This window comes from Ideonella dechloratans, assembly GCF_021049305.1.
Classification (GTDB): domain Bacteria; phylum Pseudomonadota; class Gammaproteobacteria; order Burkholderiales; family Burkholderiaceae_C; genus Ideonella; species Ideonella dechloratans.
Genome location: NZ_CP088082.1, coordinates 557,887 through 574,735, shown reverse-complemented (window position 1 = coordinate 574,735; position 16,849 = coordinate 557,887). Strand labels below are relative to the sequence as shown.

At 66.8% G+C, this 16,849-nt stretch carries 16 protein-coding genes and 1 pseudogene; 12 read left to right on the top strand and 5 right to left on the bottom strand.

Annotated features, from left to right (window positions below; all coding sequences use genetic code 11):
• Position 1: 1 nt before the first annotated feature.
• The 12 genes from LRM40_RS20655 to LRM40_RS20600 all read left to right on the top strand — a co-directional run bounded on the left by LRM40_RS20655 (position 2) and on the right by LRM40_RS20600 (position 11,361).
• Positions 2-1,498, top strand: coding sequence for a hypothetical protein (locus LRM40_RS20655; protein ID WP_105812237.1), 1,497 nt, complete (start codon positions 2-4; stop codon positions 1,496-1,498).
• Between the two features lie 3 nt (positions 1,499-1,501).
• On the top strand, positions 1,502-3,160 hold the full coding sequence (locus tag LRM40_RS20650; protein ID WP_151125633.1) for a hypothetical protein: 1,659 nt from the start codon (positions 1,502-1,504) through the stop codon (positions 3,158-3,160).
• A 33-nt stretch (positions 3,161-3,193) separates the two neighbouring features.
• On the top strand, positions 3,194-4,333 hold the full coding sequence (locus tag LRM40_RS20645; protein ID WP_151125632.1) for a hypothetical protein: 1,140 nt from the start codon (positions 3,194-3,196) through the stop codon (positions 4,331-4,333).
• A gap of 111 nt (positions 4,334-4,444) precedes the next feature.
• Positions 4,445-4,825: a phage tail protein gene (locus LRM40_RS20640; protein WP_105812239.1), complete on the top strand. Its 381-nt coding sequence runs from the start codon at positions 4,445-4,447 to the stop codon at positions 4,823-4,825.
• A gap of 14 nt (positions 4,826-4,839) precedes the next feature.
• Positions 4,840-5,757, top strand: coding sequence for a hypothetical protein (locus tag LRM40_RS20635; RefSeq protein ID WP_151125631.1), 918 nt, complete (start codon positions 4,840-4,842; stop codon positions 5,755-5,757).
• Between the two features lie 18 nt (positions 5,758-5,775).
• Positions 5,776-6,102: a hypothetical protein gene (locus LRM40_RS20630; protein WP_087782378.1), complete on the top strand. Its 327-nt coding sequence runs from the start codon at positions 5,776-5,778 to the stop codon at positions 6,100-6,102.
• A 42-nt stretch (positions 6,103-6,144) separates the two neighbouring features.
• Positions 6,145-7,239 (top strand): hypothetical protein, encoded by a 1,095-nt coding sequence (locus tag LRM40_RS20625; protein ID WP_151125630.1) that lies wholly within the window; start codon positions 6,145-6,147, stop codon positions 7,237-7,239.
• An 81-nt stretch (positions 7,240-7,320) separates the two neighbouring features.
• Positions 7,321-7,914: a DUF5658 family protein gene (locus tag LRM40_RS20620; RefSeq protein WP_198951423.1), complete on the top strand. Its 594-nt coding sequence runs from the start codon at positions 7,321-7,323 to the stop codon at positions 7,912-7,914.
• Positions 7,915-7,961: 47 nt separating this feature from the next.
• On the top strand, positions 7,962-8,282 hold the full coding sequence (gene avd / locus LRM40_RS20615; RefSeq protein ID WP_128671143.1) for a diversity-generating retroelement protein Avd: 321 nt from the start codon (positions 7,962-7,964) through the stop codon (positions 8,280-8,282).
• Positions 8,283-8,574: 292 nt separating this feature from the next.
• Positions 8,575-9,639, top strand: a complete 1,065-nt coding sequence (locus tag LRM40_RS20610) for an RNA-directed DNA polymerase (RefSeq protein WP_087782380.1) — start codon at positions 8,575-8,577, stop codon at positions 9,637-9,639.
• Entirely contained in the window at positions 9,636-9,986 is a 351-nt protein-coding gene (gene avd, locus LRM40_RS20605) for a diversity-generating retroelement protein Avd (RefSeq protein ID WP_087782381.1), read from the top strand. The genes LRM40_RS20610 and avd (LRM40_RS20605) overlap by 4 nt, the downstream gene beginning before the upstream one ends.
• A 301-nt stretch (positions 9,987-10,287) precedes the next feature.
• Positions 10,288-11,361, top strand: a complete 1,074-nt coding sequence (locus LRM40_RS20600; protein ID WP_151125629.1) for a reverse transcriptase domain-containing protein — start codon at positions 10,288-10,290, stop codon at positions 11,359-11,361.
• Here LRM40_RS20600 and LRM40_RS20595 read toward each other — a convergent pair.
• From LRM40_RS20595 to LRM40_RS20575, 5 genes and pseudogenes are all read right to left on the bottom strand, one after another.
• Positions 11,341-12,639 carry a tyrosine-type recombinase/integrase gene (locus LRM40_RS20595; protein ID WP_105812244.1) on the bottom strand — a complete coding sequence of 433 codons (1,299 nt, stop codon included), beginning with the start codon at positions 12,637-12,639 and terminating at the stop codon, positions 11,341-11,343. The genes LRM40_RS20600 and LRM40_RS20595 overlap by 21 nt on opposite strands.
• Positions 12,640-12,817: 178 nt before the next feature.
• Positions 12,818-12,982 (bottom strand): annotated as a pseudogene (locus LRM40_RS20590) (response regulator); the annotation flags it as partial.
• 31 nt (positions 12,983-13,013) lie between these two features.
• Positions 13,014-13,562 carry a hypothetical protein gene (locus LRM40_RS20585; RefSeq protein WP_151125627.1) on the bottom strand — a complete coding sequence of 183 codons (549 nt, stop codon included), beginning with the start codon at positions 13,560-13,562 and terminating at the stop codon, positions 13,014-13,016.
• A complete protein-coding gene (locus LRM40_RS21540) occupies positions 13,559-14,293 on the bottom strand; it encodes a methyl-accepting chemotaxis protein (protein WP_170288964.1) in 735 nt (244 codons plus the stop codon). The genes LRM40_RS20585 and LRM40_RS21540 overlap by 4 nt, the downstream gene beginning before the upstream one ends.
• Positions 14,283-16,673 (bottom strand): Hpt domain-containing protein, encoded by a 2,391-nt coding sequence (locus tag LRM40_RS20575; protein ID WP_151125625.1) that lies wholly within the window; start codon positions 16,671-16,673, stop codon positions 14,283-14,285. The genes LRM40_RS21540 and LRM40_RS20575 overlap by 11 nt, the downstream gene beginning before the upstream one ends.
• Positions 16,674-16,849 lie beyond the last annotated feature (176 nt).

Below are 16,849 nucleotides of genomic sequence, written 5' to 3'. Positions count from 1 at the left end.
CGTGCTGACCAAGGCCGATTACCAGCGGGCCATCCGCGATTCGATTGCTTCCTACCCGACCATCGCCCCTCTGTACCAGGCGGGCGACCCGCGCATCATGCAGCACCTGGACGCGATGGCGACCATGCTGGCGATGTTCTCGGCGCAGGTGGAGGCAGCCCATGCGGAGGCATTCGAGAAGACCCGTGACGCGACCGTGCTGGCGGATGCTGCCATGCGTGGCATCGTGCGCAAGGGCAAGTCCGCGCGTGTGCGCGTGCGGGCCATCAACACCAGCTCCAGCGCCTTCACGGTGGAATCCGGCCGCACGCTGCTGGATTCGTCGGGCCTGCTGTGGCGCGTCGAGACGCCGGCCGCCGTGCCCGCCGGCGGCGAGGCCACGTTCGAGGCCAGCCAGGTGCGCTCCAGCACCGTCACGCATACCGTGAGCGGCACCGAGCCGTTCTACGCCATCGAGGTGCCGGCGCCCGAGGACGACTCCTACCTGTGCGCCATCGCCGTCAGCGATGCGGATGGCGCCTTCGAGTACCGCGACCGCTACGTGAACACGGCGCCCGATGAGCGCGTGTTCCACGTCGAGGCGGACGACCGCCAGCGCACCTACGTCCGGTTCGGCTTCGACGGCGTGGTGGGCGTGCAGCCCAAGGACGGCGCGGAAATCACCCTGACGGTTTTCTACACCTCGGGCGAGGTCAGCCCGGCCTACGACAGCCCGTTCTCGTTCGAGTACCTGGGGTCGCCGGCCGAGTCCGCCATCGAGCTGCGCATGGACGCGCTGCTGATCGCCGGCCAGAACCCCATGCCCATGTCGGTGCTGCGCGACCTGGCGCGCTACCCGTCGGTGTACGACAACAACGCCGTGTTCCTGGGCGAGTTCGACTTTCTGGTGCGGCGCAACTTCCCGACCCTGCAATTCCTTTCCGTCTGGAACGAGTCGGCCGAGGAGCAGGCGCGCGGCCCGGCCTTCGACAACATCAATGCGATCTTCGTGGCCTGCCTCTCCAGCGAGGGAGGCGAATCCGTGTTGATCGAGGATGACCCAGACACGCCGGTGCCGCCGGCGGTGATCGCCGACGACGACCTGACCGGGACGCAGCAGGCCATCAAGGCGGCGATCCTGGCTGCCGACGACAGCTACCGCGTCCGCTTCTTCTCGCCAGTGCGCTCGAAAATCCGCATGACCATCAGCGCGCGGGTTTCCACCTCTTACGTGGCGTCCGACGTGAAGCAGAAGATCATCGAGGCGCTGATGGCCGAGTTCGGCCCGTCCTCGGCGGCATCGCGGCGCGGCCGCCAGCGCCCGCTGTACCAGCGCGTCTATGCGCTGCTGCGCCAGAAGGTGCCGGCCTTGTCCGACGGCGAGGCCGACCTGACCGTGGGCATCGTGGAGCCGGCCTCGCTGCTGGCCCGGCCCGAGATGTGGCGCTACCTGGACACCGATACCCTGAGCGTCACCGTGGAGACGGTGAATATCGTCACGCCTTCCTGGGGCGGGTAAGCCATGTCCCTGGATTTCTCGAACGCCCAGCTCCCGCGCCTGCTGCCGCTGGAGAACAGCTACACCGAAAACGAGGTCGAGGCCGACCTGAAGCGGCTGTTTCTCGACCTGTTCGACTCGACCCTGGCCGCCGACACCTTCGACGTGAATGTGCTGGGCGCGGCGCACCTGGGCAGCTTCGACCTGGTGCGCAAGGCGGTCAATGCCGACGGCCTGGTGCTGATGCAGGGCGACCGCGAGGAAGCCGCCACCCGCTACCTGTACCGGGCCTGGAAGTCGGGCGACGTGCAGGGGCGCGGGCTGCACTTCCTGCGCACCTACCTCCAGATGCTGTTCCCGAACCTTTGCCAGGTCGATCAGCTCTGGCACGACAAGGCGCTGCCGTACCCGACCGGCATCTATCCCTCGACGCCGCGCTTTTCCTGGTGGCTGCACCAGATCGGCGAACCCGGCCTGAAGCTGGACGGCACCTGGGGCATCGGCCGGCGCATCCTGAATGCCGACGAGAGCCGCGCCGACCGGCCCATCGACACAGACCAGATGTACCTGACCAGCCGGGTCGAAATCGTGCTGGACTTCAGTGTGAATGTGCGCTCGATTGCGAGCCTCATGCACATCATCCGCTCGGTGATTCCCGCGCGCCTGCTGCCGGTGTTCCGCTTCTGGCTGAACTTCGTCCTGTACGTCGAAATCCTGGCATCGTCCAAGCTGCTGATGCAGAAGAACTCGCGGATGCGCTACCCCTGGTGCGGGCGCGTGATCGGCGATTCCACCGACGTGCGCTGGAAGCTGGGCAAGGACGGCGTGCTGGTCAAGCTGCCGCAGCCCTTCGGGTCGTTCCGCTTGGGCGAAGCGCGCGGCGGCAAGTCCGTGTGGCGCCTGAAAGGTTGCCGCATCCAGAGTTCGGCGCTGCTGGAGAGCGCGGCCAGCGCGATCATCTACCGCCTGCCGAAGGTGGGCGAGGCTGACCGGCGGCTGGACGGCACCTGGCGGCTTGGCGGCCGCTCGCTGTACGTCGGCAGCCGTGCGGCCATGCAGAAGCGCATCGAGATGGCGGCGCCGGCCGGCCTGGTGACGACGTTCCACGACAAGCACCAGATCAAGTACCCGGCCACGCCGGCGCGCCTGGGAAGCACGGCTCGCCTGGCGCCGTGGCGCCGCCTGGACGGCCGCTGGCGCGTGGGCGAGAAGTCCGTGCGCCGACCCTTCGGTTTCGCCATCGAGCGTGACGAGGCTTTCCTTGCCGACGGCTCCCTGGGCATGACTTCGACGGCGAATGCCTGGGCCATCCCCGAGCGCCTGGCGCGGCCCGCCGCCACGAAGCTCAAGGGCACCTCGCGCAAGCTCAACGGTACGTGGTTCCTGGGCGCGGAGAACCGCATCGGGCGCTTCCCCCTGGACGGCCGGCGCCTGCGCGCCATGAAGATGACCCAGTACCCGCGCATCGGGCACTTCGCCATCGCGGCAGACATCCCAGGCGACGTGGAATACGCCTCGGGCGACGTGCGCCGCCTGCGCCTCGATGGTGCTTGGCGCATCGGCGGCCCGGCCGCGCCGGAGTTCAAGCTGGAGGTGTTCAAGGTGCCGGGTGGGCCGGGCTACGAGCCGGAGCCGCTGGACGACCTGGACGCCTCGGTGCTGCCCGACGGACTGGCGGACTAGAACCATGTGGTGGTCTATGGGCAATCCCTGTCCGTGGGCGCCACCTCGCGGCCGCCGCTTTCTACGACGCCGCGCTATGGGCATCTGACGTTCGGCGCCGGCCCGCGCGCGAGCAAGGCCGGCAGCCTGGGCACGAACCCCGGCACCGACACGGTGAAGGGGCTGATAGAGAACACGGCGGCGTCCGAAGGCTCGAACCGTGGCGAAACGCCATGCAGCGGCCTCGCGCACGCCTTCACGGAGCTGTCGCTGTCCGAGGATGGCATCGCGCCGGGCAGCGTGGTGCTGTTCTGCTCCGCGCCGGGCCACGGCGGCTACTCGCTGGCCCAGCTCGACATGAACAGCGCCTGGGTGCAGGTGCTGAAAGACCATGTGACCGAGGCCAAGGCCCGCGCCGACGAGGCCGGCAAGTCGTACCAGGTCGTGGCGATGCCCTGGATGCAGGGCGAGGCAAACAGCGGCACCGCCTACCAGACTTACTACAACGGCATGGTGGCCTTCCAGGCTGGGTTCTCGGCCTGGGTGAAGAGCGTCACCGGGCAGAGCTTCGACGTGCCGATCATCATGTACCAGACCCCGAACAACGGGAGCCTGAACGGGCAGATTTCGCGCGCGCAGCTCGACCTGTGCCTCAACGAGCCGGGGTTCTTCTTCGGCGGGCCGATCTACCACATGGAGCCGGCCACCGACGGCACGCACATCACCAACATCAGCGAGTACCGCACCGGCCACCAGTTCGGCCGCGCGGTCAAGCAGTACCTGATCGACCGGAAGAAGCCCGCCTTCATCCGCTCGGTGGCCGCCGTGCGCAAGGGCAGCACCATCGAGTGGAAGTTCAGCGTGCCCCTGCGGCCGCTGGTGTTCGACGTGGCGACCATGCCGCAGACGACCGACTACGGGTTCCGTGTGAATGACAGCGCGGGCAACAAGCTGGCGATTTCCTCCATCGCCATCAAGGACGGCGACACCGTGGTGCTGACGCTGGCCGCCGGCGCGGCATCGGCCGCCGAGGTGCGCTACGCGCTCGACTACCGCGCGGCCGGCACGGCCTGGAATGACGAGGAAACCGGGAACCTGCGCGACTCGACCAGGGGCGATTTCTCGGTGGCGGGCGGCACCTACCGGCGCTGGCACGTTGCGCCTTCCTGCCGGGCCGCCATCACCCAGGGCTGACCGTCTCCGCCCGGCGGGCCGTTGTGGGCCGTCTGGATTCGGAAAAAGCCGCCAAGCCGGGGTGTTCCTGGCAACCAGAATGGCCGGCATCACGTTCATAGGAGGGCTGACATGGCTGAAGCCGTCGTCGTCAACACTTACCGCCAGCGCATCGCGGCCCGCATGGCCGGCGGTGCGCAGCTCGCGCCCGTCGCCTACATGGCCTTCGGCGATGGTGGGCACAACGCCGACCTGACGCCGAAAGCCCCGTCCGCCAGCGCGACGGCGCTCAATCACGAAATCCTGCGCAAGCCCCTCGCGGCGATCACGCAGGAAGACCTGTATTCGGTGACTGGCAAGGGCGCGGTCGAGGCCAATGAGGTTGTCGGCGCCGGAATCTCCGAAGCGGCCCTCATCGACGCCAACGGGCAGCTTGTCGGCCTGAAGACGTTTGCTCCGAAGTTCAAAGAGAACGACGAGCGTTACGAAATCAGCATCAAGCTGCGCTTCTGAAAGGAGTTTCCACAATGGCACTGCCCCATCCCAACATTTCCCCGATTCCCAACAACGAGCCGGATGCCGTCCCGTCGCTGTGGAACACCCGCTACCAGGAAATCGACGAAAATTTCGCCGATCACGAGTCGCGCCTGGCGGCCCGCGAAACCGAGCTGAACAACGCCCGTGGTGGCAAGGCCAACCTGGCCGCCCGCCTGACCGAGATGGACTCGAACATCGGCGCGACCTCGGTGGACATGCAAAACGCCACGGCCGCCGCGCTGAAGTTCGCGCTCGACCAGGCCGCACTGGCGAACTACAGCGTGCGCGCGCTGCGAGAACAGGCCCAGCAGGAGGGCGTCGTCACGATCAAGAACCGGGGCATCGTCAAGGGTTGCTCGGTGTCGAAATCGACCACGGCGGCGCGCAACCTGAACATCACCAGCGGTGTGTGTTTCGCCAACGGCCGGGCCTACTCCGTGTCGGACGGTAATAACGCCGCCTCCGTGCCCAGCAACATCGGCTCCAGCTCCGTGGTGGTCTATGCCTACCTGTTCCAAGACGCGAACGGCTTGTGGCGTCTGGCGGTGACGCCCATCGGCACGACCGTGCCCGACGGCGCCATCATCATCTACAACCTGACCATCCCGGCGAACTCGACTGATGCCACTGACCCGAATCTGACGGGCGTGGCGATGACGGACGTTCGCCGCATCGAAGCGCAGTTCCCGCAACTGCTCAACAGTCCGGCCAGCGTGTCGCCCGCTCTGCAAACGCTGGGCGCCAACGACTACAGCCTGTCCTTCGACGTGGTTTCCGCCGACGGCGCGCCCTGCGACAGCCGGCACATCGTCGTTGCCAGCCGCACCACCAACGGGTTCTCCGTCTATCTGGCGAGCGCGGCCGACAACGTGGTTCTGCGCTGGCGCGCCAGCAAGCTCAACAACTAAGGAAAGGAGCAATCCACCATGCAAATCATCCTCAAGCAGGACGGCCAGCCCGTCGCCGACTTCTCGGTGTCGGGCGCCAATGTCACCGTCGCTGGCGTCGCCATCGACTGCGCCGAGCGCCAGCAGGACATCGCCGTGACGGTTGAAGTCCGCCAGAACATCGGCGGCCCCAGCGAAGGCGGTAACGGCGCCTACCTGGCGCAGATCGAGATTCCGGCTCGCCGCTACGAGACGGTCATCGTCCCCGCCGAAGGCGAAGGCGAGGACGAGCAGCCGACCGAGCTGCGCGAGCCGCTGCCGCTCGACCCGAACGCCGTCGTCGTTACGCTCTGGCCCACGGCCTAAGCGCGCGGCACCACCCCGACCGATTCATCAGGAGAAACCTACATGCCTTCCATCTTCGTCAAGGACGACCTGCGCGCGTCCGTCGAGGCCGCCACTGGCGGCAAAGTCACGGTGCTTTACACCGCCAGCGGTCAGCCCTCGTACATGAACGTCATCCCCAAGTTCAACTTGGAAGACATCGACGCGGGCCTGGGTTCCGGCGTGCATCCGGCGTTCATCGTCGGCGGCGTCGAGAAGTCCGAGCTGTTCATCGGCACCTACCAGGGCATCAACAAAAACGGCGAGTTCCTGAGCTTGCCGGGCGTCGATCCCACCGTGTCGCAGAACTTCGACTACTTCGCCAACCTGGCGCGCGCCAACGGCCCCGGCTGGCACGCCATCAGCAGCATCGAGTTCACGGCGCTGGCGCTGTGGTGCTGGAAGAACGGCTACATGCCGCGTGGCAACAGCAACTACGGCCGCTCCAGCGATGCCACCTGGGAAACCGGCCGTCGCGCTGACGGCGGCACGCCTGGCGACACGAGCGCCACCGGCCGCACGCTGACCGGCTCCGGCCCGGTGAGCTGGCGCCACGACAACAGCGTGGGTGGAATCGCTGACCTGTGCGGCAACATCTGGGAATGGTCGCCGGGCCTGCGCGTGGTGCAGGGCGAAATCCAGGTCATCGCCAACAACGACGCTGCGCTGAACGCTACCGATCTGAGCGCCACGTCCTCGGCCTGGAAGGCCATCGACGGCGATACCGGACTGCTCATCAACCCGACCTTCACGGGCAGCATCGCCGGCGGCGACTACGTGCCGACCACGCCGAAGTCCGTCCGCTACAACACGTCGGGCACGGCGAACTACACCCTGGTGCGCACCTCGGGCCAGTCTTTCGAGGGCATGACCAACCCCGGCTCCACCCCGGTTTCGGCTGCTGCGCTGACCGTGCTGAAGAAGTACGGCCTGTTCCCGGTGGCAAGCACGGGCCTGGGCGGCGACGGCTTCTACCTGAACGTGGAAGGCGAGCGGCTGGCGGCCCGTGGCGGCAGCTGGGGCAGCGCCGCCCTCTCGGGCGTGTTCGCGCTGTACCTGAGCTACGCTCGGTCGTACACGGGCACGAGCCTCGGCTCCCGCCCCGCTTTTGTGCTCTGAAATCTGGAGCGTGTCATCTGATGGGGTGGGCGATAGCCCACCCCTCGGGCCTCTCCAAGAAAACTGCTCAGGGAATCCAAGATGAACGAAACAAACTTCGAGCACGCCATCTACGCCGTGCTCCTGCAAATCGCGGTGGGCGTGCTCACCGGCAACTGGTGGATTGGCGCCGCCGCTGGCGTCTTCTTCTTCCTTGGCCGCGAGCACGCGCAGTTCGAGCGCAAGCTGGCCGTCGCCGGCGGCACCGTCGGCACGCTCAACCCGCTGGCCGGGTTCCAGCTCTGGAAGTGGAGCCTCGACAGCCAGCTCGACCTGGCGTTTCCCGTCGCGGCGACGCTGCTGGTGGCCCTCGGCTGGCACCTCGGCGTGAGCGTGCCCTTCGTGGCGCTGTTCGCCGCCCTGGTGCTGCTGAACGTCGCCGATGCAGTGCTCACGGTGCGCGTGCTGGACGGCGGCGGCCGCGAGCTGAACCCCATCATGGCGAAGGCCATGAGCTGGATTGGCGTGGTGCCGGCGCTGGCGGTCGTGAAGGTCGTTGCTCTCGCGGCGTTCTACGTCGGCCTGGGCGTGCAGGCGCCGGATTGGGTCTATACGCCCCACGTCACGGCGGGCCTGTGCGGCTTCTATGGCCTGGTCGTCTGCAACAACTGGCGGCTGGTGGCCGCGCAGGCGTGACGCGGCCAGTCCAGAACGACCTACTGATTCGGCAGCGGTGCGAAGCAATGATCGAGTACGGCCACACGGCCGTCAGGCAGTTTCCCAAGATGGAGCGGCATGTCCTCGGCGCGGAGATTCGCGCCACCATGTGGGCGGTGCTTCGGTTGATCGTGGTGTGCAACAAGCGATACCACAAGAAGACCACGCTTCAGGACTTGGACGCTGAACTCGACCTGCTGCGCTCCCAGGTGCGGATGGCGAAGAACATGGGCTACATCGACTTCAAGAAGTATGAGCACTGGTCACGCCTGAACGACGAAATCGGCCGGATGGTAGGCGGTTGGGTCAAAGCATTTGCCGGTGACGGCAATGGGGGTGCGCGTTGAAAACGGCTGGCGATCCGTGGCGGCAACTGGAACAACGCCGCCATCTCGGGCGTGTTCGCGCTGAACCTGAACAACGCTCGGTCGAACACGAACACGAACATCGGCTCCCGCCCCGCTCTTGGGGAAAGTCAGGAACGGCAGGCTCACGGGCCTGACGGCAGCACACCCTCAAAAGGACGCGCATCCCCCGGCCACGGGAAACCTGAAGCCGGAAGATTGAACAGGCGGCCCGAACCAGTAGCCCGATTGGGCGACCGTTCGCAGCCGCCGCCCTTCGGGGTCTTGGGTTTTTATGGCGAAGACGTACAACAATCTCTACCCGGACATTTACAGCTTCGAGTCCCTTCACGCGGCCTACATGCTCGCCCGGCGCGGCAAGCGCGAGAGGCGCGAAGTCCAGAAGTTCGAGCAAGACCTGGAAGGCAACCTGATTCAGCTCCAGAACGAGCTTATCTGGGGCATGTACCAGACGGGGCACTACCGCCAGTTCATCGTCAATGAGCCGAAGGAGCGCCTCGTTGCCGCGCTGCCGTTCCGCGACCGCGTGCTCCAGCACTCGCTGGTGTCGGTGATCGAACCGATCTGGGAGCGTCGCTTCATTTTCGACAGCTACGCCTGCCGGCCGGGCAAAGGAACCCACAAGGGCGCCGACCGCGCCGAGGCCATGCTTCGCAAGGTGAAGCGCGAGCACAGCCATGTGTATGTGCTCAAGGCCGACATCTCCAAGTTCTTCTACAGCATCGACCACGGCGTGATGAAGTCGCTGGTGCGCCGGCGCATCCGATGCCGCCGCACGCTGAAGCTGATAGACGGCATCATCGACTCGACGGCCATGCCAGGCGACCCGCACCCCGTCGGCCTGCCCATCGGCAACCTGACCTCGCAACTGTTCGCCAACGTGTATTTGAACGAGCTGGACGAGTTCGTGAAGCATGTTCTGCGGGAGAAGAACTACCTGCGCTACATGGATGACTTCCTGATCGTGCATCACGACAAGGCCCACCTGCACCGCATCCGCGCCCAGATCGAGCGGTTCCTGTGGGAGCGCCTGCGGCTCAAGACGAACTCCAAGACCCAGGTGTTCCCCGTCGGCGAGCGGTTCGGCCGCGCTGTGGATTTCCTGGGCTACCGGATATGGACGACGCACCGGCGCATCAGGAAAAGCTCGATTTCGCGCATCACCCGCACGCTCAAGCGCCTGCGCAGGCAGTACGCGGCTGGCAAGATCGACCTCTCGAAGATCAGGGAATCGGTCATGTCGTGGATAGCGCACGCGAGCCATGCGGAAACCTACGGCCTGCGCCGCAAGCTGCTGGCCAGCACCCCCTTCACGCGCGGGGAGGGCCGGCCCCAATGAGCGACGCCCACCTGGTGCTGATGACGAAATTGGAGGAATTGGACGCCTACACCCACACGGTGCTGCACCAGTTCCCCAAGCTCGAACGGCATCTGCTGTGCGCCGAGATGCGCGGCACCATGAACAGGGTGATTCGTCAGGTCGTGGTGGCGTGGAAGCGCAGGCAGAAGTCCGCCGCGCTGTTCGACCTGGACGTAGAAATCGAGGTGTTCCGGGGCCTCATCCGCAAGGCCCACCGGCTGGGCTACATCAACACGCACCGGCTGGAAGTCTGGATGCGGCACACGAACGAGATAGGCCGCATGGTAGGGGCCTGGATTAAGAACGAGGGAGGCAAGGCCATGTAGCGCGCCACTCTCCCAAGCGATGGGGCAGAGGCTTACTCCGGCGGCAATTGGGGCAACGGCCAGAACGCCGGCGCCTTCCATCTCAACGTCAACAACGACGCGGAGTTCTCGAACTCCAACATCGGTGGCCGCCTCGCAAACGACATTGCCAGAAGGCGGGCGGTTCAAGCGGCCACCGTCCAGTGCATTTCCTTTGGGGCCTGTGTCCTGACCATGCTGTCGAAGATGAACAGGGCGTCACGGCAAGTACCCGGCACGCCGGCGAACGTGGTGGCACCCGACCACCCCCAACAGGAACCCCATGCCGAAGACCATCAGCGGCCTATGGCCGAGCATCACCCAGTTCGACAACATCTACCGCGCCTACCTTGAGGCGCGCCGCAGCAAGCGGTATCGGCCCGACGTGCTGCGCTTCTCCGAAAGCCTGGAAGACAACCTTTTTGCGCTCCAGGCGGCCATGATCGAGAAAACCTGGACGCCCGGCCCGCAGCGCGAGTTCATCGTGCGCGAACCGAAGCTGCGCGCCATCCAGGCGCCGCCGTTCGCTGATCGTGTGGTGCATCACGCCCTGGTGGCCGTCGTCGGCCCGCACTTCGAGCGCCGGTTCATTTCTGATTCGTTCGCCTGCCGCGAGGGTAAGGGAACCCAGGCCGCCGTGGCGCGCGTGCAGCACTTCTTGCGCGTGGCGAAGCGGAACTGGGGCGACGGCATCTACGTGGTGAAGGCGGACATCAGCAAGTATTTCGCCAGCATCCAGCATCACATCCTCATGGACGAGGTGGAGCGCGTCATTGCGGATCCCGACGTGCTCTGGCTCTGGCGGCAAATCATCAGCGGCTACGGCCACGAGGCCGGGCTGGGCCTACCCGTCGGCGCGCTGACCAGCCAGCTCGGGGCTAACGTCCTGCTGAACCGCCTCGATCACATCGCCAAGGACGATATGGGCCTGCGCTTCTACGTGCGGTACATGGACGACTTCGTGGCGGTGGTGAAGGACAAGGCCGAAGCGCAGCGCGTGCTACAGGCCCTTGGAAAGGTCGTCAATGCCCTGGGCCTCTCGCTCAACCCGAAGACGGCGATTCACCCGTGGCAGCGCGGCGTGGACTTTTGCGGCTACCGCATCTGGCCCACCCATGTGCTGCCGCGCAAGAGGAACATCAAGCGGGCGCGGGCCGACTTCAGGGAGCTGGCGAGCCAGTTCTACCACGGCGAGGTCGATCTTGAGCACGTCCGCCAGCGGGTGATGTCCTTCTTGGCCTATGCCAAGCACTGCAACGCCCAGCGGACGGTCGAGGGCGTGCTCGGTGATTTGGTGCTGGTGCCTGGCCTGCGCGACATAGCCGAGAAGGCTGCGCTACGCGACCTTGGTCTGTGAAAACAGGTGGATGAGGTTGTTCGGGGTCTTCTTGACGAAAGCCGGCGTGGGCGCGCCGGTCTTGCAGGCGACGATGAACTCGCACCACTTCTCCAGCGCCTCGCGGCGCTCCGGCCGTTCCTCGCGCACGTCGTAGATGTCGTCCAATTCGCCCAGCTTGTGGTTTAGCGCCACCTCCGATTCCTCCCAGGACACACCCATGTTGCGCAGGTGGCCCTTGGCCGTGGAGCGGGTGTCGTGGGGCGTGAACTTGCGGATTTCAATGTCGTGCCGCTCGAAGGCGCGGCGGATGGCCGCCCAGAGGGTCGTTTCTCCGACGTGGGTATCTCCGCCCTTGTTACGCCGGCGGCGCTCCTGGCGTGCGGGCAGAACGTAGCGGGACTCCCCGGACAGCTCGAACAGGGCGCGGAACCACTCGACCACCACGGGCGTGAGCGGAACCAGGAAGCCTCGGCGGGTCTTTACCGACTCGTCCGGCACCCACCACATGCCACGGTCAAGGAAGATATGCTCCTTCTTGGCGCGCGCCAGTTCGATGCCACGCACGCATGTTGCCAGCAGGATGAGGAAGGCCAGCGCGTTCTCGGTGCCGATGAAGTCGATGTCGGGCAGCAGTTCGCGCAGTTCGTCCTCCAGCAGCATGACGCGCTTGCGGATAGGCGGGCGAGGCCCCTTGATAGCCTTCAGTTTGACCCCGGTGCAAGGGTTTGCGGCGATGATCTTCAGGCCGCAGGCGTGGTCGAACAGTTGGGATGCCGAGGTGAGGATGCGCTTCGATACCGTCCAGGTTCGGTTGCAGTCCTCGATCATCGCCACGATGTCGATGGGCGTGATGCGCTGCACCGGGCGCGCTCCCAGGCGCGGGATGATGACCTGATCGTAGTCGCGGTTCCGGTAGTCGATGGTGTCCTGGGCGAACTCGGTGGGCAGTAGGCACTTCTCCCGGTAGTCGGAGATCAGCTCGCGCAGCGTCCAGGCAGCCTGCGTGCGGCGCTTTTCTTCCTGCTTCTCGATGGCGGGGTCGCGTCCCTCGTCGATGGCGACGCGCGCGACGCGGGCCTTCTCACGGGCGGCGGACAGGGACACGTCGGGGTAGTTGCCGATAGTGAGTTCGCGGCGGCGACCCTTGCCGAGGCGATAGCGCAGAACCCAGGTGGCGGTTCCGGCGGCCGACAGCGTGAAGGTCAGGCCGTCGCCATCCGAGCGGGCGATGGCCGCGCCCTTGGATACCCAATTTCTGATCTGGATGTCGGACAGTAGATGTGTGAGTTTTGCCAAGCAGCCGCCTCCCTTCAGGGTGGGTAGCTGGCGGGGCCTGGCTTTCTAGCTACCCACCTAGCTACCCACTTTATGCGTGATGTAGGGGGGCATCTTGACACGCTGCGAAACCGAGATTCAAGGGTTTGCAGGGAGTTGGCGGGGGTTGTGGAACGTACCGGAACATTGTGGAGCAAAAATCAATGTTCCAGATGACAAGCTTGATGCCGCTGTCCAGGCGCAGCTTGGACAGCCCGTCCTTGCCGTCCACGGCGGTGCTCACCGTCAGGCCATTGCGTTGGAGAAAGTCCGCGACCTCGTTGCGGACCGTGCTGGAATCGTCGACCACCAGAACCTGGGCCATGGGATGTTGTCCTCGTGAAGATGGGAATGGGTCAGAAGAATTCGAGTTCGCCGGCGGTCTGCCCCGCTGGCGCGTCGATGCACTGGAATTCGAAAGGGGCATGGCTGCCGATCAGCAGCGAAGCGCCCAGCAGGCGTTCGCCGGCCACGCCCACCTCGGCGTGGATCTGGTGCTGGTCGCGCAGCAGGTCCAGGTGGTCCAGTGCCAGCCCGGTCAGGTGCGATGGCGTGGACATGCCGGCGTAGTGCCAGCTGCGCCCCAGCTCGCGGTTGATGGCGCCACAGACCAGGTTGCCGTACTCGGCCAGCCGGTCCGTCACCGGCACGGCGGCGCCGGGCTCTTCGCCCTGGGCGGGGCCGAAGACCCTTTGCAGCCGAGGCTGCAGGCCGTGGTGAACCAGCACATGCAGGCGGCAGCGAAAGGTGGCGATGGACAGCATCACCGCCTGCGTGTCCCGCACCTGGGCCAGGGCCGGCAGCGGCTGCAGCATCGTCTGGCCCCGCCATGGCGCGGGCAGGCCCTCCTGCAGGGCGCTCAGCAGCAGCTGCTCGAACTGCGCGCGGGTGGCCGGGCTGATCATGCGCCGGCTCCTTCCAGGCTGCCCACCACCTGACGCTGGTACAGGTCCAGCGCGGCGATGGTGCCCACGATGAGCTTGCCACTGGCCTGGATGTCCTGGAAGGTCGAGGTGGTCAGCAGGTCGTTCTCGTGCAGGCCGCGCCGGTAGTCGCCCGACAGCCGCTCGGCCCGGCGGGCCAGTTCGCGCATTTCCTCGGCCACCACCGCAAAGCCGCGCCCCAGCTCGCCGATGCGGGCCGCCTCGATCGAAGCGTTGAGTGTCACGATGGTCATCTGCCGTACGATCTGGGCGAAGTCCTCGTTCTTGCGGTGCATGTCGGCGTTTTGCCGCAGCAGCGCGTCCATGCCCTCGTGCCAGCGCTCGAAGGTGCTCTGCACCGCCTGCAGTTCGGCCAGCCCGTCGGTCAGGGGGCGGGCCTGCGCGCAGGCCGACTGGATGGCCACCCGCCAGGCGTCCAGCGTGGGGGCCAGCGCCTCATGGTGCTGCCTGGCCACCGCTTCCTGGTCAGCCCACTGGGCCTCCCGGCTCTGGCTGCTCCGGCGCAGATCGGCCAGCTCATGCTGCCAGCGCGACAGATCGGCCTCGGTCTGCGCGCGCAGCCGGGCCAAGGCCTGCTCGGCCTGGGCCTGTGCGGCCAGGGCCTGTTGCGCCCGGCCGCGACAGCGCCACAGCAGCGCGCCCAGCCCGCCGGCACTGGCCAGCGCGGCCAGCCAACCCAGCTCAGACCACATGGTGTTCTCCCGCTTGTTCGCTCTGAAGAACGTGTTCGGCGCCGGCCCGAGGTGCCTCCGGTGCAGCCGCATCCATCGGCGCCCAGGCCTGATCGGCCGGCAGGCAGATGCGGGTGCAGAAGGGCGCGAAGCCACCCGCCGTCTCGCCCAGCACCAGGCGGATGCTGCCGCCCAGGGCTTCGACATCGGCCCGCACCGCATCCATGCCCACGCCACGGCCCGAGATGTCGGTCACCTGTTCGGCCGTGCTGAAGCCGGGCGCGAAGATCAGCTGGGCCAGCGTCTCGGCCGAAGCCGCGTCCTGCTCGCCCAGCAGGCCCAGGGACAGGGCCCGGCTGCGGATGCGCGCCAGGTTCAGCCCCCGGCCATCGTCGGACAGTGTCACCTGCAGGCCGTCCGCGGCCAGGCTGGCGTGCAGGCAGATTCGCCCCTGCGCCGGCTTGCCGGCGGCCTCCCGTTCGGCCGCGGGCTCCAGGCCATGGTCCAGCGCATTGCGCAGCAGGTGGTTGAAGACCCCGGTCAGGGCCTTCTGGGCCGGCCTGCGCAGCCGCAGCGCCCCGCCGGTGTGCAGAAACTGCGGAGCCGGCTTGCCCAGCTGGGCGGCCAGGGGCACGCAGGCCTGCTCGATCGGGGCCAGCAGCTCGTCCAGCGACACCGCCTCGGCCCGGGCCAGGATGTCCAAGGCCTCGTTCAGCGCGGCCTGCCCCGCCGGCGAGGCCTGGTCGCGGGCCTGGCGGGTCAGTTCGCCCAGCTGGGCCAGGTCCTGCGCGCTCAGGGCCGCCGCATCGGCCGACGCACGCCGGCCCAGGGTCTCGTCGTTCAGCTGCCGGTAGGCCTGGGCCAGCGCGCGCACCCGGGCCAGTTCCTCCCAGGCCTGCGCCGGGTCCATCGCGGCCTCGCCCCGACGCCAGCGGTCGTAGCTGTCCTCGGCCTGGTGGGCGGCATTGGCCAGGGTCTTCAGCCCCATCATCCGGGCGTTGCCCTTCACGGTGTGCATGAGCCGGAACAGATGGGCCACCAGGGTGGCCGGGTCCTGCACCTCGCGCTGGGCCGGCGCCAGCAGGGCCTGCAGGCGTTCCAGGTCGGGCTCCGTCTGCGACAGGAAAGTGGCGAACTTGCCGGGCGGCAGCGCCAGCAGCTCGGAAATCATGGTCAGCTCGCGGGCCTGCTGCGCGGCGGCCTGCGCCAGTGAGTGCATCTCCGTCACATCCCGCAGGGTCAGCAGCAGACGCTGGATGATGCCCTGCCCGTCGGCCATGGGCTCCCAGTGCAGTTCCAGGATCTTGGCGGCCGGCGCACCCGCGGGCTGCCAGCGCACCTCGGCCGGCAGCAGGTGGGCGTTGAAGGCGAAGTTCATCTCGTCCTCGCCGATGCAGGCGTCGATGGCCGCGGCCAGCGCGGCCCGTTCGTCGTCGCTCAGCGGGCTGGGGGCGAACAAGACATCCATCACGCTGCAGCCGGCGTGGTTCTGCGGCCCGAGGATGAGGTTCAGGTGGGCCGAGTACTCGGGCTGGATCACCCCACCCGCTTCCAGCGTCAGGATGCCTTCGGGGATGGCCTGCAGCAGCGCGCGGATATTGGCGTTCTTGGCCTGCACCTCCGCCGCGCTTTCCTCGATCTTGCCCAGCATGGTGTTGAAGGCCACGATGGAGCGCCCGATCTCGTCCTGCCGCTCCACCGGCATGCGCAGCGAGTAATCGTGGTGGGTGGCGATGTCGGTCATGCGCCGCTCCATCGCCGCGATGGGGCGCACCACCTGGCGCTGCAGCAGCCAGCCGATCAGTGCCGAGGCCAGCACCGTCAGCAGCGTGGCGATGCCCAGCGTGGCCGTGGTGCGGCCCTGCAGGGTGTTGAGGCTGGCGATGGCCTCGTCCTTGGTGCGGGTGCGCTCGACCTGCAGGGTCTGCATGATCTCGCCCTCCTCGCGCAGGTACTGGTCCACCGTGCCGGCCAGGTTGGCCTGGGCGATCTCGTGCTGGCCGGTCAGGGCCAGCTGGGCGGTGTCGTCGATGGACTGGAAATAGCTGGTCACGCCGTCCATGGCCTGGGCCACCAGGCCCTTCTCGGCCTCGCTCTTGGCGTGGGCAGCCAAGGTCTGCAAGGAAGCCTGCAGCTTGGCCTTGCGGTCGGCAATCTCGCGCCGCCGCTTGTCGATGGCGGCCGGCTCGGTCTCGTTGACCATGGCCAGCGTGGCGATCTGCACATCCTTGAGCTGCCCCATCAGCTCGATGGACTCGATGGCATCGGGCACCACGCCCGTGGTGACGTTGCGCACCTCGCGGGCGCTGAGCTGGGACCGGTGGATGGCAAAGCCGCCGATGGCGGCCAGCGACAGGAAGACGGACAGCACCAACAGGGCGATCCGCAGGCGGATAGACATGGGCTTCTCCCGGAAAGAGGAACTGCTGGGGAGCGGCGCCCGGAGCCTTGAACACAGACCTGAGCGCCACGGATCGGTGAGAGCAACGCGGCGAAGTGTGGCCGCCGCAGCGGGTTAACCCTCAGCCGATGACGTGGCGTTCAAGGTGTGTTTTCACAATCGTCACTTCATCAAGT

Coding starts and splice junctions, on each gene's coding strand:
- LRM40_RS20650 (WP_151125633.1), top strand. CDS start 1,502: ATGTCCCTGGATTTCTCGAACGCCCAGCTCCCGCGCCTGCTGCCGCTG.
- LRM40_RS20640 (WP_105812239.1), top strand. CDS start 4,445: ATGGCTGAAGCCGTCGTCGTCAACACTTACCGCCAGCGCATCGCGGCC.
- LRM40_RS20635 (WP_151125631.1), top strand. CDS start 4,840: ATGGCACTGCCCCATCCCAACATTTCCCCGATTCCCAACAACGAGCCG.
- LRM40_RS20630 (WP_087782378.1), top strand. CDS start 5,776: ATGCAAATCATCCTCAAGCAGGACGGCCAGCCCGTCGCCGACTTCTCG.
- LRM40_RS20625 (WP_151125630.1), top strand. CDS start 6,145: ATGCCTTCCATCTTCGTCAAGGACGACCTGCGCGCGTCCGTCGAGGCC.
- LRM40_RS20620 (WP_198951423.1), top strand. CDS start 7,321: ATGAACGAAACAAACTTCGAGCACGCCATCTACGCCGTGCTCCTGCAA.
- avd (WP_128671143.1), top strand. CDS start 7,962: ATGATCGAGTACGGCCACACGGCCGTCAGGCAGTTTCCCAAGATGGAG.
- LRM40_RS20610 (WP_087782380.1), top strand. CDS start 8,575: ATGGCGAAGACGTACAACAATCTCTACCCGGACATTTACAGCTTCGAG.
- avd (WP_087782381.1), top strand. CDS start 9,636: ATGAGCGACGCCCACCTGGTGCTGATGACGAAATTGGAGGAATTGGAC.
- LRM40_RS20600 (WP_151125629.1), top strand. CDS start 10,288: ATGCCGAAGACCATCAGCGGCCTATGGCCGAGCATCACCCAGTTCGAC.
- LRM40_RS20585 (WP_151125627.1), bottom strand. CDS start 13,562: ATGATCAGCCCGGCCACCCGCGCGCAGTTCGAGCAGCTGCTGCTGAGC.
- LRM40_RS21540 (WP_170288964.1), bottom strand. CDS start 14,293: ATGTGGTCTGAGCTGGGTTGGCTGGCCGCGCTGGCCAGTGCCGGCGGG.
- LRM40_RS20575 (WP_151125625.1), bottom strand. CDS start 16,673: ATGTCTATCCGCCTGCGGATCGCCCTGTTGGTGCTGTCCGTCTTCCTG.